The organism is Streptomyces minutiscleroticus, from assembly GCF_014650875.1.
GTDB classification, from domain to species: Bacteria; Actinomycetota; Actinomycetes; order Streptomycetales; family Streptomycetaceae; genus Streptomyces; species Streptomyces minutiscleroticus.
Genome location: NZ_BMVU01000020.1, coordinates 82975 through 108051, shown reverse-complemented (window position 1 = coordinate 108051; position 25077 = coordinate 82975). Strand labels below are relative to the sequence as shown.

21 protein-coding genes and 1 tRNA gene are annotated in these 25077 nt (G+C 69.4%); 7 read left to right on the top strand and 15 right to left on the bottom strand.

What is annotated here, in order from left to right:
* The first annotated feature begins 125 nt into the window (after positions 1-125).
* Positions 126-1241: an ADP-ribosylglycohydrolase family protein gene (locus IE271_RS20580; RefSeq protein WP_190191832.1), complete on the top strand. Its 1116-nt coding sequence runs from the start codon at positions 126-128 to the stop codon at positions 1239-1241.
* A 171-nt stretch (positions 1242-1412) separates the two neighbouring features.
* Here the strand turns inward: IE271_RS20580 and IE271_RS20575 are convergent, their stop codons facing one another.
* The 4 genes from IE271_RS20575 to IE271_RS20560 form a co-directional block, all read right to left on the bottom strand.
* Positions 1413-2990, bottom strand: a complete 1578-nt coding sequence (locus tag IE271_RS20575; protein WP_190191831.1) for a sodium:solute symporter family protein — start codon at positions 2988-2990, stop codon at positions 1413-1415.
* A gap of 558 nt (positions 2991-3548) precedes the next feature.
* The gene (locus tag IE271_RS20570; protein WP_190191830.1) at positions 3549-3749 is read right to left on the bottom strand and encodes a DUF397 domain-containing protein; all 201 of its coding nucleotides are present in this window, start codon (positions 3747-3749) and stop codon (positions 3549-3551) included.
* A gap of 568 nt (positions 3750-4317) precedes the next feature.
* Complete coding sequence (locus IE271_RS20565) at positions 4318-5175, bottom strand: helix-turn-helix domain-containing protein (protein WP_190191829.1); 858 nt, start codon at positions 5173-5175, stop codon at positions 4318-4320.
* 846 nt (positions 5176-6021) lie between these two features.
* Positions 6022-6777 (bottom strand): GOLPH3/VPS74 family protein, encoded by a 756-nt coding sequence (locus IE271_RS20560; RefSeq protein WP_190191828.1) that lies wholly within the window; start codon positions 6775-6777, stop codon positions 6022-6024.
* Between the two features lie 466 nt (positions 6778-7243).
* Here IE271_RS20560 and IE271_RS20555 point away from each other — a divergent pair, with 466 nt between their 5' ends.
* Together IE271_RS20555 and IE271_RS20550 are read left to right on the top strand one after the other, a co-directional pair.
* Positions 7244-9925: a D-alanyl-D-alanine carboxypeptidase gene (locus tag IE271_RS20555; RefSeq protein WP_308435194.1), complete on the top strand. Its 2682-nt coding sequence runs from the start codon at positions 7244-7246 to the stop codon at positions 9923-9925.
* 199 nt (positions 9926-10124) lie between these two features.
* Positions 10125-12206, top strand: coding sequence for a DMT family transporter (locus IE271_RS20550; protein ID WP_190191826.1), 2082 nt, complete (start codon positions 10125-10127; stop codon positions 12204-12206).
* Between the two features lie 101 nt (positions 12207-12307).
* On the opposite strand, the gene IE271_RS20545 is transcribed toward IE271_RS20550, so the two are convergent.
* Both IE271_RS20545 and IE271_RS20540 read right to left on the bottom strand, forming a co-directional pair.
* Positions 12308-12814, bottom strand: coding sequence for a glutathione peroxidase (locus IE271_RS20545; RefSeq protein ID WP_190191825.1), 507 nt, complete (start codon positions 12812-12814; stop codon positions 12308-12310).
* Between the two features lie 148 nt (positions 12815-12962).
* Positions 12963-13328: a PH domain-containing protein gene (locus tag IE271_RS20540; RefSeq protein ID WP_190191824.1), complete on the bottom strand. Its 366-nt coding sequence runs from the start codon at positions 13326-13328 to the stop codon at positions 12963-12965.
* A gap of 279 nt (positions 13329-13607) precedes the next feature.
* Between IE271_RS20540 and IE271_RS20535 the strand changes: the two genes are divergently transcribed.
* Positions 13608-13874, top strand: coding sequence for a type II toxin-antitoxin system Phd/YefM family antitoxin (locus tag IE271_RS20535; RefSeq protein ID WP_190191823.1), 267 nt, complete (start codon positions 13608-13610; stop codon positions 13872-13874).
* Positions 13864-14331: a PIN domain-containing protein gene (locus tag IE271_RS20530; protein WP_190191822.1), complete on the top strand. Its 468-nt coding sequence runs from the start codon at positions 13864-13866 to the stop codon at positions 14329-14331. The genes IE271_RS20535 and IE271_RS20530 overlap by 11 nt, the downstream gene beginning before the upstream one ends.
* Positions 14332-14602: 271 nt before the next feature.
* On the opposite strand, the gene IE271_RS20525 is transcribed toward IE271_RS20530, so the two are convergent.
* From IE271_RS20525 to IE271_RS20505, 5 genes are all read right to left on the bottom strand, one after another.
* Positions 14603-14803 (bottom strand): dehydrogenase, encoded by a 201-nt coding sequence (locus tag IE271_RS20525; protein ID WP_190191821.1) that lies wholly within the window; start codon positions 14801-14803, stop codon positions 14603-14605.
* Between the two features lie 189 nt (positions 14804-14992).
* A complete protein-coding gene (locus IE271_RS20520) occupies positions 14993-15277 on the bottom strand; it encodes a hypothetical protein (protein WP_190191820.1) in 285 nt (94 codons plus the stop codon).
* Positions 15278-15476: 199 nt separating this feature from the next.
* Positions 15477-15731 carry a hypothetical protein gene (locus IE271_RS20515; protein ID WP_190191819.1) on the bottom strand — a complete coding sequence of 85 codons (255 nt, stop codon included), beginning with the start codon at positions 15729-15731 and terminating at the stop codon, positions 15477-15479.
* 485 nt (positions 15732-16216) lie between these two features.
* Positions 16217-17674: a hypothetical protein gene (locus tag IE271_RS20510; RefSeq protein WP_190191818.1), complete on the bottom strand. Its 1458-nt coding sequence runs from the start codon at positions 17672-17674 to the stop codon at positions 16217-16219.
* 473 nt (positions 17675-18147) lie between these two features.
* Entirely contained in the window at positions 18148-18954 is an 807-nt protein-coding gene (locus IE271_RS20505; RefSeq protein ID WP_190191817.1) for a hypothetical protein, read from the bottom strand.
* A gap of 129 nt (positions 18955-19083) precedes the next feature.
* Between IE271_RS20505 and IE271_RS20500 the strand changes: the two genes are divergently transcribed.
* Positions 19084-19806: a hypothetical protein gene (locus IE271_RS20500; RefSeq protein ID WP_190191816.1), complete on the top strand. Its 723-nt coding sequence runs from the start codon at positions 19084-19086 to the stop codon at positions 19804-19806.
* Between the two features lie 457 nt (positions 19807-20263).
* On the opposite strand, the gene IE271_RS20495 is transcribed toward IE271_RS20500, so the two are convergent.
* Positions 20264-20659: an ATP-binding protein gene (locus IE271_RS20495; protein WP_229919452.1), complete on the bottom strand. Its 396-nt coding sequence runs from the start codon at positions 20657-20659 to the stop codon at positions 20264-20266.
* A 209-nt stretch (positions 20660-20868) separates the two neighbouring features.
* Here IE271_RS20495 and IE271_RS20490 point away from each other — a divergent pair, with 209 nt between their 5' ends.
* Complete coding sequence (locus IE271_RS20490; RefSeq protein WP_190191814.1) at positions 20869-22176, top strand: NsdA family TPR-like regulatory protein; 1308 nt, start codon at positions 20869-20871, stop codon at positions 22174-22176.
* Here the strand turns inward: IE271_RS20490 and IE271_RS20485 are convergent.
* From IE271_RS20485 to IE271_RS20475, 3 genes are all read right to left on the bottom strand, one after another.
* Positions 22173-22709, bottom strand: a complete 537-nt coding sequence (locus IE271_RS20485) for an NUDIX hydrolase (RefSeq protein ID WP_190191813.1) — start codon at positions 22707-22709, stop codon at positions 22173-22175. The two genes, IE271_RS20490 and IE271_RS20485, sit on opposite strands and share 4 nt — an antisense overlap.
* A 260-nt stretch (positions 22710-22969) precedes the next feature.
* Positions 22970-23045 (bottom strand) — tRNA-Arg (locus IE271_RS20480).
* Between the two features lie 230 nt (positions 23046-23275).
* Positions 23276-24913 carry an IclR family transcriptional regulator domain-containing protein gene (locus tag IE271_RS20475; RefSeq protein ID WP_229919456.1) on the bottom strand — a complete coding sequence of 546 codons (1638 nt, stop codon included), beginning with the start codon at positions 24911-24913 and terminating at the stop codon, positions 23276-23278.
* Between the last annotated feature and the right edge of the window lie 164 nt (positions 24914-25077).

Here is a 25077-nt window from a genome sequence, read left to right as displayed (position 1 = left end):
CATGAAAGTGATCGCAGATGACCTGCAACTGACCGTTCTCATTCGATTACAGTGCTGGGTCGTTGGCCGTATGCGACCGTCCGTGACCGGGACGGCACGGCACGGCGCAGGGAGGAGGCCCCGCTGTGGGTGCGACAGCCGGTGCCGTGTGGGGCCGCACCGAGCAGCAGGACTTCCGCAGCCGCGTGCGCGGCACCCTGCTCGGGGCCGCCGTCGGCGACGCGCTGGGCTCGCCCGTCGGCCGCCTCTCCCTGGAGGAGATCCGCGAGGCGTACGGGGCGGGGGGCCTGCAGGACCTCGTCCCCGGGCACGGCCCCCGCGGCACCGTCTCCCACCTGACCCAGCTCACCCTCTTCTCCGTCGACGGCCTGATCAGAGCCCAGGTGCGAAGGGACACCGGCGCCTGGCACCCGCCGACCGACGTGCACCGGGCGTACCGCAGATGGATCGCCACCCAGAAGGACTGGGGGCCGGACGAACGCCGCGCCGAGGACGGCTGGCTGGCGCGCGAGGAGTGGCTCTACGCCCGCCGCGACCCGGCCCGCGCCTGCCTGCTCGGGCTCGGCGACACCACGATGGGCACGCTGGACGCCCCCAAGAACCCCGCGGAGAGGGGCGTCGAGGCCGCCGCCCGCTCGGCGCCCTTCGGCCTGCTCGTCGGCTGGGAGCCCCAGCTCGTGGTGCAGCTCGCCGTCGAGTGCGCGACGCAGACGCACGGGCACCCCACGGCGTACCTGGCCGCCGGCGCGTACGCGGTGATCGTGCACGGACTCGCGCGGGGCGAGAGCCTGGACGCCGCCGTGCAGCGGGCGCTGGCGCTGCTCGCCGCGCGCCCCGGCCACGAACCGGTCGCCGAGGCGCTGCGGCGCGCGCTGGGCGCGGTGCGGCAGGGCGTGCCGACGCCGGGCCGGGTCGAGGACCTCGCCGGCGACGGTACGGCCGAGACGCTGGTGTCGGTCGCGGTGTACTGCGCGCTGGTCGGCGAGGACACCCGGCACGGACTGCGCCTCGCGGTGAACCACGGCGGCGCCTCCGCCGCGACGGGCGCCCTCACCGGCGGACTGCTGGGCGCCCTGCACGGAGAGACGGCCCTCCCGCCGGCCTGGCTGACCGAACTGGAGGGCCGTCCCACGATGCTGGTCCTGGCGGACGACTTCGCCATGGAGATGACCCAGGGCCCGGCCCTGCACACCCCGGCCCACTCGGCACCGGGCTGGCTGGCCCGCTACCCACGGGCCTGAGCCCTTCACCACCACGCGTCCGGGGCCTTCCGTCTTGCGGACCCGAGCCACCGCCACCACGGCCCCCGCCTTCACCCACGGGTCCGAGCCCCCGCGCGGAGTCCGGCCGACGAGGGCCGGTCCTCCGGCAGAGGTCGGCCCTCCGGCAGGGGCCGGCCCCCGGCTGCGGGGTCAGTCCTTGGCGCGCGAGCCGATCACCCCGTCCGCCGCGCCCGCCGGAGCCGGCACGGCGGCGGCACCCGCGCCGTCCCCGTCCCCGTCCGTGTTGATCTTCTCGATGATCGCGTCCCGCTCCGGGCTGTCCTCCGGCTTCACGTAACCGATCACGATGTACAGCACCAGCGACACGGCCAGCGGGATGGAGACCTGGTACTGCAACGGGACGCCGCCGTCGACGTTCCAGCTGATCGGGTAGTTGACCAGCCAGAACGCGAGCAGACCGGCCGCCCAGCTGGTCAGCGCGGCCGTCGGTCCGGACCGGCGGAAGTACCGCAGCAGACCCAGCATCATCGGGATCGCGATGGGGCCCATCAGACCGGCGACCCACTTGATCACGACGGTGATGATGTCCTTGAACGTGGGGGAGTCGACCTGCGTGGCCACCGCCATCGACAGCCCCAGGAACACCACGGTCGTCAGCCGCGCCGCGATCAGCCCCGACCGCTCGCCCCACCGCCGCGCCCGGGCCGACAGCACCGGCGCCACGTCCCGGGTGAAGACGGCGGCGATCGCGTTGGCGTCCGAGGAGCACATGGCCATGGTGTGCGAGAAGAAGCCGACGATGACCAGGCCCAGCAGGCCGTGCGGCAGCAGCTGCTCCGTCATCAGCGCGTACGAGTCCGAGCCGTCCGGCTTCTGCGACTCCACCAGCAGGGGCGACATCCACATCGGGAAGAAGAGGACCAGCGGCCACACCAGCCACAGCACCGCCGACAGCCGGGCCGACCGCGTGGCCTCCCGCGGGGTGGCCGTCGCCATGTAGCGCTGGGCCTGGTTCAGCATGCCGCCGTTGTACTCGAAGAGCTTGATGAACAGGAACGCCAGCAGGAAGACCGCCCCGTACGGCCCGACCAGAGGCTTCGCGTGGCCCTGGAGCTCGGGCTCGTCCCACACGCCGAAGAACCCGCCGTGGTCGCCGAGTTCGAGGACGACCGCCACGAACATCGCGACGCCGGCCAGCAGCTGGATCACGAACTGCCCCAGCTCGGTGAGCGCGTCGGCCCACAGCCCGCCGATGGTGCAGTACACGGCCGTGATCGCGCCGGTGATGAGGATGCCCTGGTTGAGGGAGACGCCGGTGAACACCGACAGCAGGGTGGCGATCGCCGCCCACTTCGCGCCCACGTCGACGATCTTCAGCAGCATCCCGGACCAGGCGAGCGCCTGCTGCGTGGCCAGGTTGTAACGGTTCTTCAGGTACTCGAGGGGGGAGGCGACGTGCAGTCTCCCGCGCAGCCGGTTGATCCGCGGCGCGAACAGCTTCGCCCCGATGGCGATGCCGAGGGCGATCGGGAAGGACCAGGTCACGAACGAGGTCACGCCGTACGTGTAGGCGATGCCGGCGTACCCCGTGAACATCACCGCGCTGTAGCCGGACATGTGGTGCGAGATGCCGGACAGCCACCACGGCATCTTCCCGCCCGCCGTGAAGAAGTCGGACACGTTGTCCACGCGTCTGTGGGACCAGACGCCGATCGCGACCATGACGCCGAAGTAGCCGATGAGCACGGCCCAGTCGAGACTGTTCATGTGCCCCCTCCAGGGGTCCGCCTTGTGAACTCGTAAGAACTGGTCGGCACTTCGCCAGTACGTGCTCGGGGCGGCGCCCCCGGTGCGGGAGCGGGGACTTCGTGGATTGAACCGCCGGTCGGGCCGGGTGGTCAAGACCTTCAGCGGTCATGGATGTGAACGCAGATCAGCGAACCGAACGATTTTGCCTCCTCTTGACCTACCGGCCGGTTGTCGTGCCCGTGACGCCCGCCACACCATGAGCGGGCACTTCGCCAGAGGCTTCAGACGACCACCGCGTACGGCTCGGCGGCCGTACGGGATGCGGGTCCCGTACGGCCGGGAAGAGGAGGCGCCCCGGGCACACCGCACGACGCGCACGGCGCGCCCCGCGCGACGTGGACCGCACCACCGGAGTACACGAGCGGCGCCCCGTCCGGCGGTCGCCCGGTCGTCCGCGCCCGGAGGCCGCCGGGGCAAGACCAAGCCCTCTCGGCCGGGACGGCGGACCAGACGAGAGGGCTGTGCGGTGGCGCGGGTCGATCCTGTGAAGTTGTGTCACCAGGGCGTACGAGGGGATCAGAGGCTTCCCCGGCTCACCTCTGCCACGAAGGTGTTCCACGAGTCCGCCGGGAACGCCAGCGTCGGACCCTCGGGAACCTTGGAGTCCCGGACGGCCAGCGCCGACAGGACGGGGGACTTCACCTCGACGCACGCGCCGTTGCCCGTCGAGTACGAGGACTTGGTCCACATGTCCGTGGCGCCTTGCTGAATTGCCATGTTCGCTCCGCTTGCCAGTCGTTGAGTTGTGACCCGTCCCACGTGCTCTTTTCCGTACCCGCGGGGCGGTTTGCGCCAACCTTGTTCCGTGATGGCGTGATCGACGCTACTCGCCCGCTTCGGTTCACGAAGCGACTATTCACTCGACTGGATGGCATATTCCAAGGGGTCTTCCGCCGCCATGCGGCTCGGTGTACCGTGCGGCGCTTTCTCGCCACCACGCGCCACCCACCCGCATCCGGGCACCGGGGCGGACGTGCGCGTTCCCCCTGGACGGCTCCGCGGGACCCTGCATTCCGGCCGCGTGGCGGCGCTCGACGGCGGTGGTACGGCCCGATCGACCGTGATCGGCGATCCGGGCCGCGGAGGCGCCGCGCGAGGCCGTGAGGGCCGTGGGAGCCGCGGGGGCGCGACGCGCGGAGCGGGGTGTCCCCGCGGCGCAGGAGCGGCGGGACGTCTCACCGTGGGGGAACGGTGGAGCGTTCTACCGTGCGGGAGCGGGCGGGACGCCGTGCGGAACGGGCGGGACGCCCCGCCGCGCGGCGCGGCCGGAGCCCCGCCCGCGGCGTCAGCGCGCGTACTCCTTGGCGATGTCCGCGATGAACTGCCGCGACTGCTCCACGTTCAGCGCCTGGGCGCGCAGGTGCTCGTACATCACGCTGTACTTCTGCACGTCGTTGGCCTTCTCCAGGTACAGGTCGCTGGTCACGCCCTCGATGTACACGACGCTGGAGTCCGCCGCGTCGGGGAACTCCAGGATGGCGTACTGGCCGTTGAGCCCCGGGTGGGCCCCCATCTCGAAGGGGATCACCTGCACGGTCACGTGCGGCAGCTGGGACTGCTCGACCAGGTGCTCCAGCTGCTCGCGCATCAGCTCGCGGCCGCCGACGACCCGGCGCAGCGCGGCCTCGTCGAGCACGGTCCACAGCCGCAGCGGGTTCTCGTCGGCGGAGATACGTTCCTGTCGCCTCAGCCGTACCTGGACCCGCTTGTCGATGTCGGCGGGCGCGGTCTCCGGCAGCGCCCCCGCGATCAGCGCCTCGGCGTACGGCCGGGTCTGCAGCAGCCCGGGCACGACCTGCGGGTCGTACACGCGCAGGCTGGCCGCGTCGGTCTCCAGGCCGATGTAGACGCTGTACGGGATGTCGCCGAACGAGTGCCACCAGCCCTGCTGGCGCGAGTCCTTGGCCATCTGCATCAGCGACTCGACGATGCGGACGTCCTCGACCTCGTAGACGCCGCACAGGTCGCGGACGTCGCGCTGGCTGATGCTGCGCCGCCCGTTCTCCAGCCGGCTGATCTTGGACTGCGAGACGAGCAGGCGCTCGGCGACCTCCTCGGCCGTCATGCCCTTGAGTTCGCGGAGCCGGCGCAGTTCCTGACCCAGCCGACGCCGCCTGACGGTCGGATTGACATTGGACGCCACTGGACGTGCACCTCCGCTGCGGGCCTCCGAGGACCCTTGAGGCCCTCAGGGGACTTCTACTTTGCGTATCTGCTGCTGAGCAGATTGCCACCAAGGGGCTTCCTACCGCTGGGAAACCGTGGATATGCGCTGGGTATGCGCCAGTTGGGACGGAGTCGCGGCGGCCGGCCGTTCGCCACCGCGACGACTTCGGCGGGCGGGGGCGGACGCCCGCGGGACCGCACCGGCGCGCTCCGGCGGGCCCGGGGACGTCCGCGCGGCGCACCGAGGCGCGGGCGGCGGCGGAGTACGGACGGAAGGGAGCGCGTGCGCGCGGACGGCGCGGCGGGCCCGGCGGCGGTCACCGGGGCGCCCGACGCGCGGGCGGCGCCCGGGACGCCGCGGCCTCCCGGACGGCCCCGGGGCCGTCGCGCGCGGCTCGGCCCGGGCCCGGCCGGAGGGCGGCACGGCGGCCCGTGGGGCGGCCGTGCAGGCGGTGCGCCCGTGTGCCGCGGCGGAACGGCGGGCCCGCGGGCCCGCGGGTGGCGGAAAAAAGCGGCCGCGCGGGGCGGCGGGCCGTGTCGTCGTCCGGACGTACGGCCCGCCGCCCCGCGCGGACCGGCGGCTCCCGAACCGGGTCACTGGGGGACTGCGGCGCGGCGCTCGGTGGTGCGGTGCGTGGTGGTGCGTACTGCTGCGGTGATGGTGCGTACTGCTGAGGTGCTGCGGCGATGGTGCGTACCGCTCGAGGTGTTGCGGTGCTGCGGTGGTGGTGCCCGGTCACCGGGACGCGGTGGCGTCCTCGGTCACCGAAACGCTGTGCTGCGGTGCGTGCCGCGGCCGCCGGCGGTGCCGGGGCCACCCGGCTCAGTGGACCACGGCGCGCGCCATGGAGCCCCGGCGCGGCTGCATCGGAACGCCCCTGGAGGCCTCCGGTGCGGGCCTGGCCCCGGACGCGGCCGGGCGGCCTGCCGGTGCCGGGCTGCGGCGGGGCTGTGCCGCCACGCCGTTCTGGACGTCCATCACGGCGTGCGCGACGAGTCCGCCCATCGGGTCGTGACGGATCAGGTCCCGGAGCCGGGAGCGCGACGAGCGCCCCTCGTTCCCCGGATAGAGGTGCTTGCCGAGGCCGACCGCGTGGGCCAGCGCGGCGAGCGCCGCGGTCCGTGGGTCCGGCGGTACGCCGGTACGGATCGCCGAATCCAGCCGGGCCCTGATCTCCCGGCTGATGGCCGTGTCCGTCGCCTGGTAGCGAGTCGTCGGCAGCACCCCGCACATCTGGCCCGCGACGGCATGCACCATGCCGCAGCGCTCCAGATGCGAGAGATACGTCTGGCGCAGCCCCAGCCGGGGCCCGCCGATCCAGTGGACCGCCCGAACGGGAGCGCCACGCCTTCGCAGCAACTCCAACGCGCAGTCCAAAGTCGGATCTCCGGTCGGCCGTGGTACCACCACGGCGATACGATCCCCGTCTGGGGCTATCCGTCCGGCCAGCGCCAGCTCCACTAGCTGTGCTCCGGCCAGACCGAGGTCGAGCGACTGCGGCTGCGCTGTGGTACCCGTGGCCGGGTCCAGAGCGAGCAGCAGAAGCTCCTCCGGAAGTGTTCTGCGGCTCCTGCCCATCCATGCCTCCCCGCGTGGATGAATGACAGGGTGACCCCTCTCACATTGGTCTGTCGAGGGTGCGTGACCGGTTCGTAGTGGAACCGGTAGGTATGTCGTTCTCGTCTAGCGCAGGGACCGAGGTCTCGCACGGGACACTGGACATGGTTCGGGCAGCGGTGTCCGGGCGGCGGTCACGGGTTCACGGTTCGGTTCGGGCGCACGGTGAGTGGCGCAGGAGGAGGCATCGGTGGCGGGCGAGTCCCCCGACAGGTCGAAGCAGCACGAGTCGTCGGCGGAACCGGCGTCGGGGAGCAAGGCTCCGGTCACGGCGTCCGTCCCGGGTCCGGCCTCGGCGGCCGGCCGGGCAGCGTCTTCGACGTCTTCCACGGGTTCGGAGCGGCCCTCGGGGACGGGTGGCGACCCGCGGCTCGCGGTGGCGCGGGAGGCCGCGGCGGCCTCGGGACGGGTCGACACGGCGACGGCGGTGTTCTCGACCCGGGCGCTCTCCGGGCGGGCCGGGTCGGCGGAGGACGGCGACGCGACCGGCGGGTCCGGCAGGCCCGAAGCGGTCGGCGAAACGGGCACGCAGGATTCGAACGCGGGTACGTCGGGTAAGGACGGGAGCACGGCGGCGGGCTCGGCGCGGGGTGCGCGGGAGCCGCGGCCGCAAGCGCGGCCGAAGCCGGAGGGAGAGCCGTCCACGGGCGCGAAGGACGCACAGGACGCGCCGGACGCCTCGGCGGGGGATTCCGCCGGGGAGTCCGCGGAGGAGCGTGCCGGGACCGGTTCCGGCAGTACGTCCGGGGACACGGCGGCCGGTGCGGGCGCCGGTGGCGCGGGCGGTTCCGCGAAGGGCGACGGCGGCAAGGGTTCGTCCGAGGAGCCCGGCGGGTCCGGGGAGCCGGAGGGCTCCGCGAAGCCGGAGGGCTTCGAGGAGACCGGGAGTTCCGCGGCGGCCGAAGGCCCTGCGGGGTCCGGGGGCGCGGCCGACGGCGGGAAGAACGAGAAGAACGAGAAGAAGACGGACGGCGCCGCCGCGAAGGGCGACGGTGCGAAGACCTCTCCGGCCGCCGCGAAGGGGGACGGCGAGAAGGCCGCGGCCGTCGACGCCGCGGTTGTCGGCGCCGGGTCGAAGGCCGCGGACGCGAGGTCCGACGGGACCGCGAAGTCCGACGGCGCCGGGAAGGCCGAGGGGACCGGCGGGAAGGGCGAGAAGGCCGAGAGGGCTGACGGGGAGGCCGGGGACGAGGGCGCCGGGAGCGGGGACGCGGCGACGCGTCCGCTCGACCAGCCCACGGCCGTCTTCAACGTCGGTGAGGCCCGCAAGGCCCGTGAGGCGCGCAAGGCCCGCGAGTCCGCCGTGGACCAGCCCACCACGATGCTCAAGCTGGGCGACGCCCGGCCGGGCGGCGGGTCGGCGGGCAAGGCCGCCGGCAAGGCGGCCGGGGAGGACGACGGCGAGCGGGCTTCCGGGGCCGGAGCATCCGCCGCCTCCGCGAAGGGTTCCGGGGCCGGTTCCGCGGACGGTCCCCGGTCGGACTCCGCCGGTGGTTCCAAGTCGGGAGCCGCGGCCGGTGCCGCAGGCGCGGCCGGTGCCGCGGGGGGCGCCGGGTCCGGTGACGCCGGCTCGGGGAAGCGCGAGGACCGCACTCCGGACTCCGGCGAGGCGGAGCCCGAGAAGGACACCGAGCGCACCAGCAAGTTCGTCGCGCTGAAGCAGCTGGACGACCCGGCGACGCGCAAGCCGGAGCGGCCGGGTCAGCCGGGGCAGCCGGGACGACCGGATGGTCCGGCCGCGCCCGCGGCCGCCGTGCCCCCGTCCTCCGAGACCACCGCCCTGCCGCGGGTCGGCCCGGAGCGCACCACCCAGCAGCCGCTGCCGCCGAAGCCGCCGCTGGACCTGCTGGCGGAGCTGACGAACACCCCGCCGCCCCCGGAGACCCCGGTCCGCACCCTGGTGCGCCGGGTGAAGATCTGGACGCCGCTGGTCATCCTGCTCCTGGTCGTCTTTGCGGTCGTCCAGGCCGTGCGCCCCCTGCCCGCGCCGGCCCTCGCCCTGTCGGCGGACGGGACGTACGCCTTCAAGGGCAGCGACGTCTCCCTGCCCTGGCCCGACGAGGGGCAGGGCTGGATGGACGTCAACGGCATCGGCACCGTGGACGACTTCGGCAAGCAGGAGCCCGTCGCCATCGGCTCGGTCGCCAAGGCCATGACCGCGTACGTGATCCTCAAGGAGCACCCGCTGAAGTCCGGCGAGGACGGCGAGTCCGTCCCCGTCGACGCGAAGGCGGAGAAGGAGGGCGGCTACGACAAGGACGGCGAGTCGACGCTCAACACCGTCAAGGAGGGCGACACGCTCACCGAGCGGGACGCGCTGTCGGCCATCATGATCCCGTCGGCCAACAACATCGCGCGTCTGCTGGCCCGTTGGGACGCCGGTTCCGAGGAGGCGTTCGTCAAGAAGATGAACGCGGCCGCGAAGGACCTCGGCATGACCAACACCACGTACACCGACCCCTCCGGTCTGCAGGAGACCACCGTCTCCACCGCCGAGGACCAGGTGAAGCTGGGCAACGAGCTGGTGACGATCCCGGCCCTCGTGGAGATCACCAAGCTGCCCACCTGGAAGGACCCGTCGGGTCAGACCTGGCAGAACTACAACCGCCTGGTCCCCTACAACAACGCCATCGGCATCAAGACCGGCTCCACCACCAAGGCCGGCGGCAACCTGCTGTTCGCCGCCACCCAGGAGGTCGGCGGCGAGACGGTCACCGTCGTCGGCGCGGTCCTCGGCCAGCACAAGCCGCCGATCATCGACACCGTCAACGCCGTCAGCAAGACCGCGCTGCTCGCCGCGCAGGACGCGCTGACCTCGGAGACGATCCTGAAGAAGGGCGACGTCGTCGGGTACGTCGACGACCAGCTGGGCGGCCGTACGCCGGTCGTCGTCACCAAGGACGTCTCGGCGGTCGGCTGGGCCGGGCAGACGGTCAAGCTGGAGCTGTCCGACGACGGCGAGGCGATCCCGCACGAGGCGAAGGCCGGGACCGAGGTCGGCGTCCTGAACGTCGGCGACGGCACGGGCGACGCGGTCCAGGTCCCGGTCGCCCTCCAGACCGACCTCACCGAGCCGGGCTACGGGTCCAGGCTGACCCGCGTGGCCTGACGGACGCGCCTGCCGCACGGCGGCCGCGGCCGTACGGGCCACGGCCGCACGGGCCCGCGACGGACCCGACGCACCCTGTCGGGGAGCCCCGCCCCGGGGCTTCCGGGCAGGGTGCGTGCTAGCGTCGCGAAATCGGGGCAGACCGGGGATCAGGGACCCGGCCGAGAGCGGAAAAACGGGACACGGGGAGTGCCTTCGAGTGGCCACTGCGGAGCCGACACGCGCCGACGACGCCGAGCCGGACCCGGGAGCCGGTGCGCGAATACGGCTGCCGACGGGCCGGCGGGAGTTCCCGCTCACCGGTGACCGCGCCGACGGCACCGTCCGGACCGACCACGCGGACCGGGCCGACCACGTCGATCGGACCGACCACGTCGATCGCGCGGACCGAACCGACCACGTCGATCGCGCGGACCGGACGTCTCCGGCCGACCAGGACGGCGAGGCACCCGGGCCGGAGGGCAAGGCACCCGGCCCGGTGGGCAAGGCGCCGGGCCCGGACGGCGGCGGGGCGTCCAGGCCGAACGGCAAGAGATCCGGCGGCGCGGCCGCCCCCGGGCGCGGTCCGCGCCCCGCCGTCCTCCGCTTCCTCGCGCACCCCGTCACCGTCGCCACCGCGCTCTCCGGTGCCCTGCACCTCGTCTGGTTCTTCACCTTCGCGAACAGCGGCGGCGATCTCGCGGCACAGGACGCGTGGGCCGAGTTCGTCGGCCGGCACCCCGACTCGGCGTACAACCTCGCCTGGTACGGCGGCATGCACCCGGTGTCGTACAGCGTCGTCTCGCCGTACCTGATGTCGGTCCTCGGCGTGCGCACGACGATGATGATCGCGGGCACGCTGTCCGCCGGGCTGCTGACGATGGTCCTCATCCGCAGCCGGGTGGTGCGCAGGCCACTGTGGCCCGCCCTCGCCGGGGTCTTCGGCCTGTTCTGCAACGCCGCGTCCGGCCGTGTCACCTTCGGCCTCGGCGTCCTCTTCGCGCTCGCCGCGACCGCCGTCGTCTTCTGCTGGCCCTACCGCTGGCGCTACAAGCGGTGGGCCAAGGCCCTGTGCGCCGCGCCCCTCGCCGCCCTCGCGACGGCGTCCTCGCCCGTGGCGGGGCTCTTCGTCGGCCTGATCGCCGTGGCGCTGTTCCTGCAGAGGCGCCGCCCCGGCGCGTACGCCCTCGGCCTCGCGCCCAGCCTCGTCGTGGGCCTCTCCGCCTGGCTGTTCCCCTTCTCCGGCACCCAGCCGATGAGCTTCGGCTCGGCCTCGCTGCCCCTGCTGTACGCGGTCCTGGTCTTCCTGCTCGTCCCCAAGCGGTGGAAGACGGTGCGCATCACCTCCGCCGTGTACGGCCTCTCCGTCCTCCTCGTCTGGGCGGTCAGCTCGCAGATCGGCTCCAACATCACCCGCCTGTCCATGCTCTTCGCGGGCGTCGTGCTGCTGGCGGCGCTGCCGTTCGCGGCGCCGCGCTCGCGCAAGTGGTACGCGATCGTGGTGGCGTTCGCCGGCTTCGTGACCTGGATCGGCTACAAGTCGGTGGACGACGTCGTGCACACCACGCCCGCCGCCTCCTGGGCGCGCGAGCTGGCCCCGCTCGTCAACCAGCTCCAGGTCGCCGGCGCCGAGAAGGGCCGCGTGGAGGTCGTACCGGCCCGCTCGCACCGCGAGGCGTCCGCCCTCGCCCCGTACGTGAACCTGGCCCGCGGCTGGAACCGCCAGGCCGACATGGAGCGCAACCCCCTCTTCTACGACGACACCCTCAACTCCGCGAACTACCACGAGTGGCTGCAGCGCTGGGCCGTCCACTACGTCGTGCTCCCGAAGGGCGAGCCGGACGGCGACGGCGGCGAGCGCGAGCGCGAACTCGTCCAGCGCGGGATGCCGTACCTGAAGCAGATCTGGGGCGACGCCAACTGGCGGCTGTTCGCCGTCACCGACCCGACGCCGCTCGCCGACCCGCCCGCGACCGTCGAGCGCGCCGAGCAGGGCGAGTGGACGATCGAGGTGAAGGGCCCGGGCCGCGTCCTCATCCGCATCCCGTACTCCCCGTGGCTCGGCCTCGTCGACGCCGAGGGCAAGAGCGTGAAGTCGCCCCGGGAGACGGAGGAGTCCAAGAACCGCGCGGAGGGCATGCCGAAGACGTACGCCAACGTCAACGGCTGCCTGATGGAGGCGCAGGAGGACGCGTCCGGCGACAAGTGGACGGAACTGCTGGCCCCGAAGGCGGGCACCTACCGCCTGGCGGCGCCCTACCAGCTGCCGCGGGGAACGCCGTGCCCGGAGGAACTGCGCTGAGACCGGCGGCCGGGGGCGGGACACCGCTCCCGGCCCTCGGCGACGGCGGGCCCGGCCCCCGAGGCGTCGGGGCCCCGGGAGCCGCGGCTCCCGGAACGGCCTCAGCCGATCTGCGCCTCGATCGCGGCGACGACCTCGGCGGACTCCGGCTCGGTCTGCGGCGAGAAGCGGGCGACGACCCGGCCGTCCCGCCCGACCAGGAACTTCTCGAAGTTCCAGCGGATGTCCCCGCTGTGCCCCTCGCCGTCCGTGAAGCCGACGAGACGCTCGTACAGCGCGTGCCGGCCGGCCCCGTTCACCTCGACCTTCTCGGTCATCGGGAAGGTGACCCCGTACGTGGCCGAGCAGAACTCGGCGATCTCCTCGGACGTGCCGGGCTCCTGCCCCAGGAACTGGTTGCAGGGCACGCCGAGCACGGTGAAGCCCCGCTCCGCGTACCGCTCCTGCAGCCGTTCGAGGCCCGCGTACTGCGGCGTGAGCCCGCACTTGGAGGCCACGTTCACGACGAGCACGACCTGCCCTTCGTACTGCTTGAGCCCGGCGGACCCCCCTTGCAGGGCACCGATCTCGACGTCGTACACGGAGGCGGAGGATGCGTCTGTAGTCATGCCCGGATGCTAGCGGTGGGGACGGAACCCGGACCGCGCCGACCCGGTCCGGCCCGGACGAGCCGGCCGAGCCGGCCCGGTCCCTCCGGGAGCCCGATCCGCTCCGGGAGCCCGCACCGGTCCGGGAGGGCACCCGCCCCCGCCTCGACTACCGCGTCACGAACTGTGTCAGGATCGCCTGCACCTCGTAGATGTCCACGCCCTTGGTGAAGGTCTTCTGGATCGGCGCGGAGTTCCCGGACAGCCAGATCTTGAGCTCGGCGTCGAGGTCGAAGGTCCCGGCGGTCTCCACCGCGAAGTGAGTGATGCTGCGGTACGGGATGGAGTGGTACTCCACCTTCTTGCCGGTGATCCCCTGCTTGTCGACCAGGATGAGCCGCCGGTCGGTGAAGAGGATGGTGTCCCGTATCAGCAGGTAGGCGGCGTGAACCTGCTCGCCCTGCCCCAGCAGCCGCCCGTACTCCTGCTGGGCGGAGACGGGATCGACGGAGTGCGCGTTTCCGAACAGCGCCATGGATGGCCCCCCTTATGCGTACGAACTCGCAAGATCTGCACACTGTAGGCGGGAAGACGCGTTTCCGTCAGGGGCGGTTCGGGCGGGACGCGGGACGATCCCCGGCGGCGCCCACCCGGCGCCGAAGTGCCCGTATGGCGCAACGCTTCGTGAGCCCGTGTTCGGATGAGTACGGGCTCACTCCGGGCGATCGGGAGACCGGAGCCCTTGTCGATACGGGCCCTCGACGAGAGGTGCTACCGCGTAGTACGAGGGGTACGGCGCACTGTGTTGACCGGTATGAGCGTTGAGCCCGAAATCATCCAACGGGGCCTGCGCAACCGGTCCCGCGAGATCATGGACGCCGTACAGGGCGGCCAGTCGTTCACCGTCACCCGTGACGGGCGCCCGATCGGACGACTCGTCCCGCTGCGGCGCCGCCGGTTCGTCTCCCGCCAGGAGTTCGCCGCCATGTCCAGGGCCGCTCCCGAGATCGGCCTCGGCACGTTCCGTGCCGACCAGGACACCACGGCCGACGCCTACCTGGACGATCCCTGTGCCCGCTGACCGCTCGACGTACGAGCAGGGGCTCCTCGGCACCGACATCATGATTCTGCGCCGGTGGGCGAATCCCGAGGGACTGCCGGACGAAACGGCGATCACCGCGATCTTCCTGGCCGAGTTGTCCGCCGGTCCGCACGAGGTCCGTCGCGACGACGAACGGAGCGGCTACGACGAACACGTCGAACGCGCACGCAGACCCGACGTCCTCCGACGCGCCGAGAACGAGTTCGACCCTGTCCCCTTCGACGCCGACGCGGCCCGCATCCACGGCCGTATCTGCGCCGCGGTGATCGGTGCCGGCCGCGAGCCGCGTCGCCGGGTGGCCGACCTGATGATCGCTGCCATCGTCGCGGTCGAGGACCTCCTGCTCTTCACCACCGGCCCCGATGTCTTCAAGGGGTTGGACGACCTCCTCACGGCCGTACCGGTCACCCGCCCGAAGGTGCCCCACAAAGGCTGATGCCAGGACGGAGAAACGGAGGGCACGTGGGACCGCGGGAGAACCAAGGAACTCCGGGACGCGAGCGCGGTGCGGACGCGACGACGTGGTGGGGCTGGTTCGCAGGACCGGCCTCCTCGAACCCGCCTTCGCCGCGGTACCCCGTCAGGATTCGAACCTGCGCGCCCTCCGCTTTAGGTATTCGATCTTCCTTCGGCCCGGTCGAGGATCGCTTCGTGAACCGGTGCCGTATAGGGCTGCTGTGCGTCGCCGCCGTCCGGGGTCGTTGATGTCAGCGGAACAGCTCGGGTGTCGGGCAGGCCTCCAACGGCTCCTCCGGCCGGTCGGCCCAGCGCCACCGGACATGCCGATCGGTACACCTCAACAGTGTCCGGCAGATCCGCCGGCCGTCGTCCTCCCGCGTGGCGAGGGCGAAGCCGCCGGACTCCATGGCCTGGCTGCACTCGGGACAGGCCGGGACGCCGTCGGTCATGCGGCGCACCCCGACGGAGCGACCGCTTCGTCTCAGAGCAACTCGGGCTGCTCGCTGGTCGTACGCCGCCGTACCCGCCACCTGTGCTGGCGGCCTGCTGACGCCCACGGTTGTCCGCGACTGTGCGTCGTCGTTGTCACGCAGGCAGATACTCAGTGTGCCGCGCACGCTGGGCCGCGGCGCACATCCCTACAGGCCGCGCAGCGCCTCGTACAGGTCGTCATAGGCTGCCCAACAATCGATGCTGCCGTCGTCGTACAGGCTGCCCATGTACCAGTCGTCGTCATCGACAGGCTTGACGAGACACAAGCTGTGGAACCCGAGAACGATCTCTGGGCGCAGCATCTCGTGGGCCCCGGCGAAGGAGACCCACTTCGCTGACCGATCGGGATCCAAGGCGGCAGCCTCCCGGTCCCCCGATACGTCGCGGATCTGCTGAAGAGTCCATCCCTGGGGTAGCCGCGCGTCTGCCATCCACGGATGGTCTCACTCACCAGGTGCCGGTCACCGCTTGGAGAGGCTGGAGGGTCACGCTACTGACCTGGCGCTTCGTACCTGTGAGGAAGCCGGCCACCTGGCCGCAGAGCACCCTCGTTGGCCGTGGCTGAAGCACCAGCGCCGGTGCGTCTTCTGAACGGGGCCGTACGAGATGGAAGCCGATACGGAGAGAAATCTAGGTGGGATGTCGGGCGCGGATCGCTCTGGCTTGCTCCCGTGCCGCTTCGGCCTCAGCACGTGCCTGCTGCTGATCTGTTTCGTGCAGCAGGTTGGCGGCGAGGCTGTCCAGAACGACAGCCATCTGGTCTCGCCAGTCAGCGTACGTTGCCCAATCGCCTTCGGTCGGCTTCAGCGACCGTACCCGGCGCAACTCGTTGAGAGCTGCCTTGAGCGCAGGAGGGATCAAGCTCGCCAAGATGCCTTCTTGCATGAGGTGGAACGGCAGGCTACCGACTGGGCCCTCAGCTTGGGAAGCTGCGATCATTTGGGGCCGGTTCGGGCGCTGACCTGGGCGAACGGTTGGACTTCGGTCCCGCCGGGCTCGGTAGCTTTCACCGTGGTTCCCCGCTGTTCCCCGCTCGATCTGGTGCGCTTGTGGTGCGGAGGCTGGCGTGCCGCATGCCGGGTATCCGTCCATGCATGCTGGCCATCGCGTACCGGTCCTACGACACAGCGACAACGGTTTGGGCGTTCGTGCTCTCGCTCCTGGTTGTGCTGACCGTGGTCTGGTATGTACGGCGTTGCAGATGATCGTGATCACCGTTCTAGAAAGGGCAGCGGTGCGGGATGGCTATGATGCGCAGGTCACCGACGCATCTCGCCTGAGGCGAACCGTCGTTGACCGCACTATGTGGCACGCACCGCCATATGCATCCTTCTCTTGAACAGCATGTGAACTACGGCGCGCTTCGCTGGTTAGCTTGTAGATCGCGGAACCACGCGAACCCGTAGGCCGGTTCCGTCGTTCCCGACTGAGACCGCATGATGTGCAATACGATTCCCAGCCGCTTCGTCCGAGACGGCTTGCCATGAGTCGCGTAGTCGATCAGCTCGTCTCAGGTAGGAACTGATCTTTCCCTCCCGAAGACTTTCATACAGCCCCTTCTCGACACCTCTAAATATTTCAAGAGATGCGCCATTGGGGAGCGGCATCGAATACTCAACACCGATGAACTTATGCGAGCGAATCCTGAACTCGGAACTTACCGTGAAGTCTTGCCAGTCCGGAGTCAAATCATCTATCGGGAGGCGTTCGTAATCGCTGGCTCTCGGGGTAGTGAATTGCGAAGCCGAGCTATTGTCGCCAGCGAATCTCAGGATGGAATGGGCGGCATTTCTCGCAAGAGTGCGGAACAACCACTTTTTGCCGTCCTCGGGTATTCGAAAAACGACTGGTAGGTCATCTACGTTTGTTTCATAACTGGTACGAGCGGATCGCAGCTCCTCCTCGTCAGGCTCACCCTCTATACCGGATAGCTCTCTTTTCCGCGCCATAAATTGCTCAAAAGTCGGCCTGCCTGATGTCCACTGCTGCGGACCTGGATCCTCTGATATTAGTTCGTCGAATTGCTCATACTCGCCAGTCCACAGGTCGTCATCGCCGGGTGGATCAAACACATTTATCGATATTCCCGCCATGGAGAGGCGGGAAGCCACTATAAGACTCGGCAAAGTTCGCGATCCCAATTCAATAGAGCCTACTTGCAAAGAGGCAGTGGCCAGTTGCTGTCTGGCGTGATACGCACTTCCATGAGTCCCTTTACATTCCAGTGCATATACTTTGCAGCCTGAGGTTCCACCTCCAGCACGCTGCCCGACTAGAAAGTAGTCCGGGCGCATTGTTGCCTTATTCTTCTGCCGGACCGGTCCTACTCCATCGATGAAACCCGCATGCAAGGCCACATCTACATCTACACTAGAGAATAACCAACCGGGATATTTTCGCTCAAGTATCCGCTTGGCGACCACCAAGGCCAAGCCGATGCCCAATTGCTCGGATTGAGCTACTTTGTGATGATGGACGACATCGGAGCCGCTCTTAGTTAAGGCCAAGATTCTTTTTTGATTACTGGTCAGGGTGGCGCAGTAACGCACATGGGCCCAGTGGCGGGCTATATCTGCAAACGGTGAAGCCGTAACAAAAGTGGTCGCCAACCCTAATTCGCGCAGCACTTCTGCCGGACTGGATGCGATTCCGTTGAACAGGGAAGACTCTATCGGGTATACCGGCTTTCGATATAAATAGGAGGCTCCGCGTCTGGGGCCGATTCTCTCGCGGGCTTCCCTCTCGACTTCTTCCGCGAGCTCCGGCTCAGAGTTCACAACGAGGTTGGCAGGAGTTCCCAACTCTTGTACTAATGAACTGAAGTCCACGTGCACTCCCCCAATAAAGTTGCACCCTCCAGGGATCCCGACGGTAAGTTCCTGGGCTCAAGGGCGCAAGACCACTTCCCCGGCGCACAGTTGCAGTGGCGCTGCTCGATCAGCGCCTCCTGCCGCCTACTTAGGCAGCAGGGAGGTAGTGCAGTTGATCCGCGCCGGCCCCGCCAGCTCCAGCTTGAGCCGTACGGATGGTGGGGCTTCAGGCTGGAGCTGGCGGGGCGCGCTTCCTTCCTCACAGCCTCACTCCGCAGCCGTCAGTAGCTCGTGCAGCATGGCGGCGTTATAGGCGCTCTATGCAGTCACAACTGATCACCGGCGGCCGTGACCTGCGGCCACCTAATCGATCAACGGCCTGACCTGCTGCTGAGCTGTCGGTAGTTGTCAGCGTTGGTCATCGCTGAGCGCCCTTCCATAGCCCCAGGACGGCCCGGGAGGGCGCTTGCGTGTGTGGCATGGCATCCACGTCATGGGTTGCAGTCCTGGCAGGCGTCGCGGATGTCTACATCTTCCAGAGCCTCGGGCCTGTAGCTAGGCATTTCGAGCCGGTCTCCATCGAGGGGCAGCCCTCCGGTATTCGATTGCATATCGCACGAGTAGCCCAAGAAGTAACAATTGATTCCGAAGTGACTGTTTACGGACTCGATAGCCGTCTTGGTTGAATTAAGCCAGACCTGGTGAGGCCCGGACCAAAGGCTTCCGCCGTGAATTCCGTGAACATCTCGTAGATGCGCAGTCATCTCGCGGACGGAGAGATTAATGCTCATCTCCATAGACATGTGCGGCAAGTCTGGCCGTGTGCCGTTTAGGAAATCTAGAACGCCACCCGGGATGCGCACCCTGTCTTCGGCCAGACGGCAGCATGCGTGCTTAACGAAGTACTTCTGCAGGTCTGACGTTCTCTCGCTCCAATTGGCGCCGAAGATCGCGCTCATGCGAACCTCTCCAGCGGATACGATTAGTTCCTCCTCGGTATGCAAGTACTCGGCGAAGACGTCATAAGATCTATCGAATGCCTGGCTGCGTTCATTGTTGCAGCGCGCGCAAAGGACTTTAGCAAACTTTAGCTTTCCTGAATTTGCCCCCTGGATGTATTCCTCTCGACTGGAGGCGTCTTTCACGCGCACTACACCTGTCTTCCAGGCGTCCTTCTGGAAGTTCCGTACAACATCAGACTTCTTGTAGCGGTGTTCTCTGGAATCTGCAGTATTTCCACACCACCAACACTTCCCCTGATAGTCGTGTAGCAGTTCGTTCGGAACCGAAATTTCCATGTCGAGACTCCTCGGGTTTGACCCCATGATGGCACGGGTTACGTTTTGCTTCAGCAGTTTTTATCTGCTCCATCGTTCAAGATCTGAGAGATCATGGAGTACGGGAGTCTGTGACGGTAGAGTTCCGGCGTGACCAAGAGAGCTAAGCGGCAGGTATCTGACGGTGCTGCTCAAGCGGCCATAGCCAGTGTTGCGACAGGTGCTGGTGCAGCCCTGGGTGGGCCCGCGGGCGCACTCGTGGGGGCTGCGGCGGCACCCGCCCTGTCGACCGGGCTGAAGCTGCTTTCGGAGAAGGTTGCGCGAAACCGTCAGGATCGAAGCTCTGAAGTCCTTTTTTTGGCGGCTGGTGCACTCGGACTGAAAGAGGAGGAATTGGCTGGCGCCCTACTGGGGGATGAACGCCTTCTGGAGCTAGCTGGGAGGGTAATCCTTTCAGCTCAAGATATATCACAGGAGGCGAAGCGAAGGGCTTTGGCGCTTACCCTTGCTGCGGCGGTAGATGATCCTTCGCCAGCGAGGCTGGATGTCATGGAGCTGGTCCATTCCGCTCTGTCGTCCATAGATGCTCCCCATATTCGCTTTATGTACGTCATTTCGGATGCTGAACCTCTTCCGGAACTTCCTGAGCAGCCGATTCACGGGCAGAGCTATGGAATGTCTGTCGATCAAGTTTCCAAGAGGGATCCAGGGCTATCGGAAGGTGCCTCTGCGATCCTTCAGAAGCTGCTATCTCTGGGGCTGGTAGAAAGTGCATCGAACGGCATAACGTTCGGTGATCGATACAAGCCGTATGCGCTCTCACGCCTTGGGTTTCGTCTTCTCTCGTTCCTTCGGGATCCGCAAGGTGAGTGAGAAGGTCGGTGGAGCGGCTTTGGGCTGGAGCTGCTTTGGGGCGAGTGATCATGGCCCCGTAAGCTTCCGGCGCGTCGGGCAGTCTGTGGACCTGCCCGGTAAAGCACGACGTTGGGGCCATGATCTTAGAGGCTCGCCCCAAAGTGGCTGCCTATAGCCGTGTAGCCGACCGCCCCAGCCACGACGTACCCCCTTCTCCTAACTTCAGGCGGCTACTTGCTGTGAGCGCGGCACGGGCGCCGGCCGGGCTGGAGCGGGGCGGAGACAGGAGCGCAGGCCCGGCCGGCGCCCGTGCCGCGCGCGGTGAGCGGAGCGAGGCGCCTTGAAAAACCAGTGGAGAAAGTTGTAACTCAAGCGCTGGCCTCCTGTCGCCGTACTGGCAGTTGCCGCATGTGCATGGCCTTGCTGCTGTCTACACCGGTCGACAAGTGCTGTGTAGGGACGGGCACTGGTCCGCTCATGTATTGCCTGTGGTCCTCGGTTCGGTCAGAGCCAGACGAGCCCATACGGTCTTTCCCCAGGGGCTGCGTGGACGGTGGCCTGTCTCTTTTGCCAAGGCGGCGACGAGTTGCAAGCCGCGGCCGTGTTCGTCGTTCGTGTCGGCCATGAAGGGGCGAGGCGGTCGGGACACGGGGTCGGAGACCTCGACGAGGCAGTCACCCTTGGTGGCGGTGATGCGCACCTCGAAGAGGTGGCCGGCTCTGTGGCCGTGCTGCACGGCGTTGGTGGCCAGCTCACTGCAGACCAGTAGCGCCCGGTCGATGTCGTCCCGGCTGTACCCCCAGTCTGCGAGTGCCCGGCCTGTCTGGTGGCGCACCAGAGCGATGTGTCGGGGGCTGGAGACGAACTGCATCTTCCAGAGTCGGGTGGTCCATCGGTCCGGCGTACTCGGTGGGAGCATCGTGTCCCCTTGTCGCGGTGATTGCGGGACGCCAGCCCACCGCAGATGCCGGTTGCGGAATCAGGTCATGGTGATTACTCAACGTGGGTAACATCGCGGGCAGTCGGATCCCCAATCTCACCGCCCATTCCCCCGTCGCGGGACGAGGAAGAGGTATCCACGTGGTCGGACCCCTTCCTCACCGCGCGCTTCCTCCGGAGCTGCTGTCCAGTCCCGAGTGGCGGGACGCCTGTCGGCAGCGGGACTTCGCCCGTGTTTTTCAGCTGGTCAAGTGCAGGGCGGGCATCTACCCCTCACGAGTTGCGGCACTGTGCGGCATGACGCCCAGCAGGGTCGGCGAGATCATGGCAGGGCATCGCCGTCTGGCGCACATCGATGTGATCGAGCGGGTCGCGGACGGGCTCCGTATTCCGGGAGCCATGCTGGGTCTCGCGCACCGCCCGTGGGAGATCCCCGAGCCGGCCCCGGTACGGAAGCAAGCCGCCGTTGCCGAGTCCCCGGCGGAGCCCGGGGCCGAATGTCCGTCCGGCGAGCATCTGGATGATCTTCTGGCCCTCGCCGATGGGCACGTCACCCGGTCCACGCTTGCCGCGCTGCGGTCCTCGGTGGAGGACTATTGGCGGCGTGACGAGCAGCACGGCGGCGCGTCACTGCGTCCGGCGGTCCTGGGGCATCTGCGGTACGTCATGCAGATCATGCGCACCGCCGAAGCCGCGCTTCGGCGGGATCTGCAGTCACTGGCCGCCGAGCTGGCACGCCTCGTGGGCTGGGCGTACTTCGATGCCCGCCAGTACAGCACCGCACGCACCTACTTCACTCAGGCGCTTCAGCTCTCACGCGGGCAGGGAGACGGCCTGTTCATGGCCAATGTGCTCTCGTGCATGAGCCTGCAGGCCACGTACGACGGCAACCCCGTCGACGCGCTCGCTCTCGCCTGCAAGGCCCAGGACACGGCCCGCTCATCCGGCGATCAGCCGCTCGTCATGGCGATGCTGCACATGCGGGAGGCCTTCGCCCACGCCACCCTGCGTGACACCTCCTCCTGCCACCAGGCAGTCGACCGCTCCCGCGACGCGTACGAACGGGCACGTGGCCGAGAGGAGGAAGCGCCCTCCTGGGTTCGGTACTTCGACGAGACCAAGATCATCGTTGACACGGGTATCGCCCTGGCGAGACTGGGCGAGGCGGGACGGGCCGAACCCCTGATCGCCGAGGGGCTGCGCCGGGAGCGGGTGGCTCAACAGCGTGGCCGTGCCTTCCACGCCTTCTGGCTCGCGAGTACGCAACTCCAGCAGGGGAGGCTCGACGACGCCTGCCGCAGTGCCGGACTCGCACTCGATCTGTCGGCGGTCATCGACTCGCCTCGCGTGGCCGGCCACGTGCACGAGTTCCAGCGGCGCCTCGCGCCCTATGCGCGGGAAGCATCTGCGATCGCGTTCGAGCAGCGGATGCGGGAGGTCCTCGGCTAAGCCCTGGTGGCCTCGTCGAGGAGCAGGTACAGCAGGCCGACCAGACTGCCGCTGCTAACGATCTCCCGGCGGTCGATCATGCCTCGGATCTCCGGGAGGGGGATCCACTCGATGCGGTCTGTCTCGTTCTTCTCGGTCGGTGGACCGACGTAAATGGCTCCGTCGGCGCGGAAGATATGGTGCTCGGAGTCGGTGATGCCATTGGCGGGCTGTGCGTAGACGAGCGGCTTGACGGCGTCCACCCGCCAGCCGGTCTCCTCCTCCACTTCCCGGGCGGCAGCCTGCTCCGGTGTCTCGTCCGCCTCGATGAGACCCATGGGTAGTTCCCAGCCCCAGACGTCGGTGATGAAGCGGTGGCGCCACATCATCAGGACGCGTTTCTGATCGTCGACCACCGCGGCGACCGCCAGGTGCCGCATCCGTACCACGTGGTGCTCCCAGCGATGGCCGTCGGGCTGCTGGACGTCCACGAGCCACAGGTTGACCCACGGATTGCGGTAGATCTGCCGTTCACCGTGCACCGTCCACCGCATGAGCCCAACTCCCTGTCGCCGACGCGGCTTCCAGCATGTCACTTCGACGAAAAAGAGTCCGCCAACCCGCGCTTCGGAAGGGGCGACGGTGATCCCCGTGCCCCTCGGCTCAGGACGCGCGCCGGGTGGAGTGGCACGCGTGTGGCACGGGGCTTGGACCGGCCGCTCAGGAGGCGTCCAGATCGGCAGCGATCACCGCTGCCGATGTCGACTGTGGATGTCAAAGGGCACCTACTGAATTCAGTAGGTGCCCTTTCCGCTGGTGCCCCCGGCAGGATTCGAACCTGCGACACCCGCTTTAGGAGAGCGGTGCTCTATCCCCTGAGCTACGAAGGCGGAACGTCGACGGCCGTGAAGGCCGACTTCGGACAGGGTAGCGGATCTGTCGCGCGGTCGGTGGGCGGGTACGGTCCGGCACGGCGGGCCGTCGGCCCGGGCGGCGCCGGGCGGCGCCCGGCGGCGGCCGGGCAGCGGCTGCGCGGCGGCCGAGCAAGGGCTGCGCGGCGGCCGGGTGGCGACTGAGCGGCGGCCGGGTGGCGGACGCGCGGTGGGCGGGGCCGCCGCCCCTACGTGACGCCCACCCGCGTGAACCCTCCCGCCACGTGCAGGTCCGCCTCGATCGCCGCCGCCGTCGCGCGGAGTTCCGGAAGGAGTTCCGCGACGCACTGCTCGGGGGTGCGGCGGCTGCTGTGCATGGCCACGTTGATCGAGGCGACGGCGGTGCCGGCGTGGTCGCGCACCGGTACGGCGATGGAGCGCAGGCCCTCCTCCAGCTCCTCGTCGGCCAGTGCGTAGCCGTCCGCGCGCGTGCGCTCCAGAAGGGCGGCGTACACGGCCGGGTCCGTGACCGTGCGGGGCGTCAGCGGACGCAGGCCGGGCCGCGGGCGCAGGTCCGGCGGGAGGTCGGCGAGCAGGACGCGGCCCAGCGCGGTCGGGTACGCGGGCAGCCGGGTGCCCACGGTGATGTTGACGCTCATGATCCGGGAGGTCGCCACCCGCGCCGTGTACTGGATCTCGTCGCCCGTGAGCACCGCGAGGGACGCCGAGTCGTGCACCCGCTGGGCGAGCCCGGCGAGGTGGGGCGCCGCGATCTGGGGCAGCGTCGTACGGGAGAGCGGGGGGAAGCCGAGGCCCAGGACGCGGGGGGTGAGGGCGAAGGTCCGGTCGTGCGCGGTGACGAGGTCCAGGTGCTCCAGGGTGATCAGCGCGCGGCGGGCCGTGGCCCTCGCCAGGCCCGTGGCCCGCGCGACCTCGGAGAGCGTCAGCTCGGCGCGGCCCTCCCCGAACGACGTGAGGACGGTCAGCCCGCGGGCCAGGGACTCGACGAACTCCCGGCCCAGCTCCTGCTTGGAGGCGCCGGTCCAGGCGGCGAGCCCGGGGGAGGAGGACGACGGGGCCGGTACGGCCGCGGGGGCCGCCTCGCGCAGGTCGGCCTCCATCGCCTCCACGGTGGCCCGGAGCCGGGGGAGCAGCGTGTCGCGCAGGGAGGCCGCGGTGTGCCGGCTGGTGTGGCTGACCACGCTCGCCACGCACGCGATGCGGCCGGTCCGCCCGTCGCGCACGGGGACGGCCACGGCGACCAGGCCCGGTTCGATGAACTGGTCGTCGAGCGCCCAGCCCCGTTCGCGCGCCCGGTCGGTCCGCTCCTCGAAGTCGCCCTCCGGGAGCGGTCGCTCGCGTGGCGGCAGCGCCGGGAAACCGCGGTCCTCGGGGTCCGCCGCCCTCCGCGCGCGCCAGCGCGCCCAGTCCCGTCCGTCCCACTCGGTGGCGAACAGCGGGCCCGGCGCGGTGCGTTCGGCGGGCAGCAGGTCCCCGATGCGGAAGCTCAGCGACATCGCGCGCCGCCGCGTCGCCTGGTGGATGAAGCGGATGCCGTCCCGGTCGGCGACCGCGAGCGACACCGACTCGTCCAGCTCGTCGGCGAGCGCGTCCGCCCGCGCGCCCAGCAGCCGGGGGAGGCGCAGTGCGCCCAGGTAGGCGTTGCCGAGTTCCATCAGCCGGGGGGCGAGGACGGCGTCGCGGCCGTCGAGGCGTACGTAGTCCATGCGGGCCAGCGTCGCCGTGATGCGGTCCACCGTGGAGCGGGCCAGGCCCGTGGACCGCTCCAGCGCGCTCAGGCTCGCTGTGCCGCCGGCCTCGGTGAGCCGGCGCAGCACGGTGATGCCGCGCATCAGCGGGGTGACGGCTTCGGCGGGCACGGGCATGCCGGCGCCCGTTCCCGTGCCGGTGCCGGCAACGGCGTCGGCTTCGGCACCGGTACGCGGCGTGAGGTCGGTCGATGGCATGCGTGGCTCTCCAGGACGGCTGTCCGGTACACCGTAATGGCGCGCGCGGGCGTCCGTGGCGGTCCGGGCGGGGCACCCCGGGA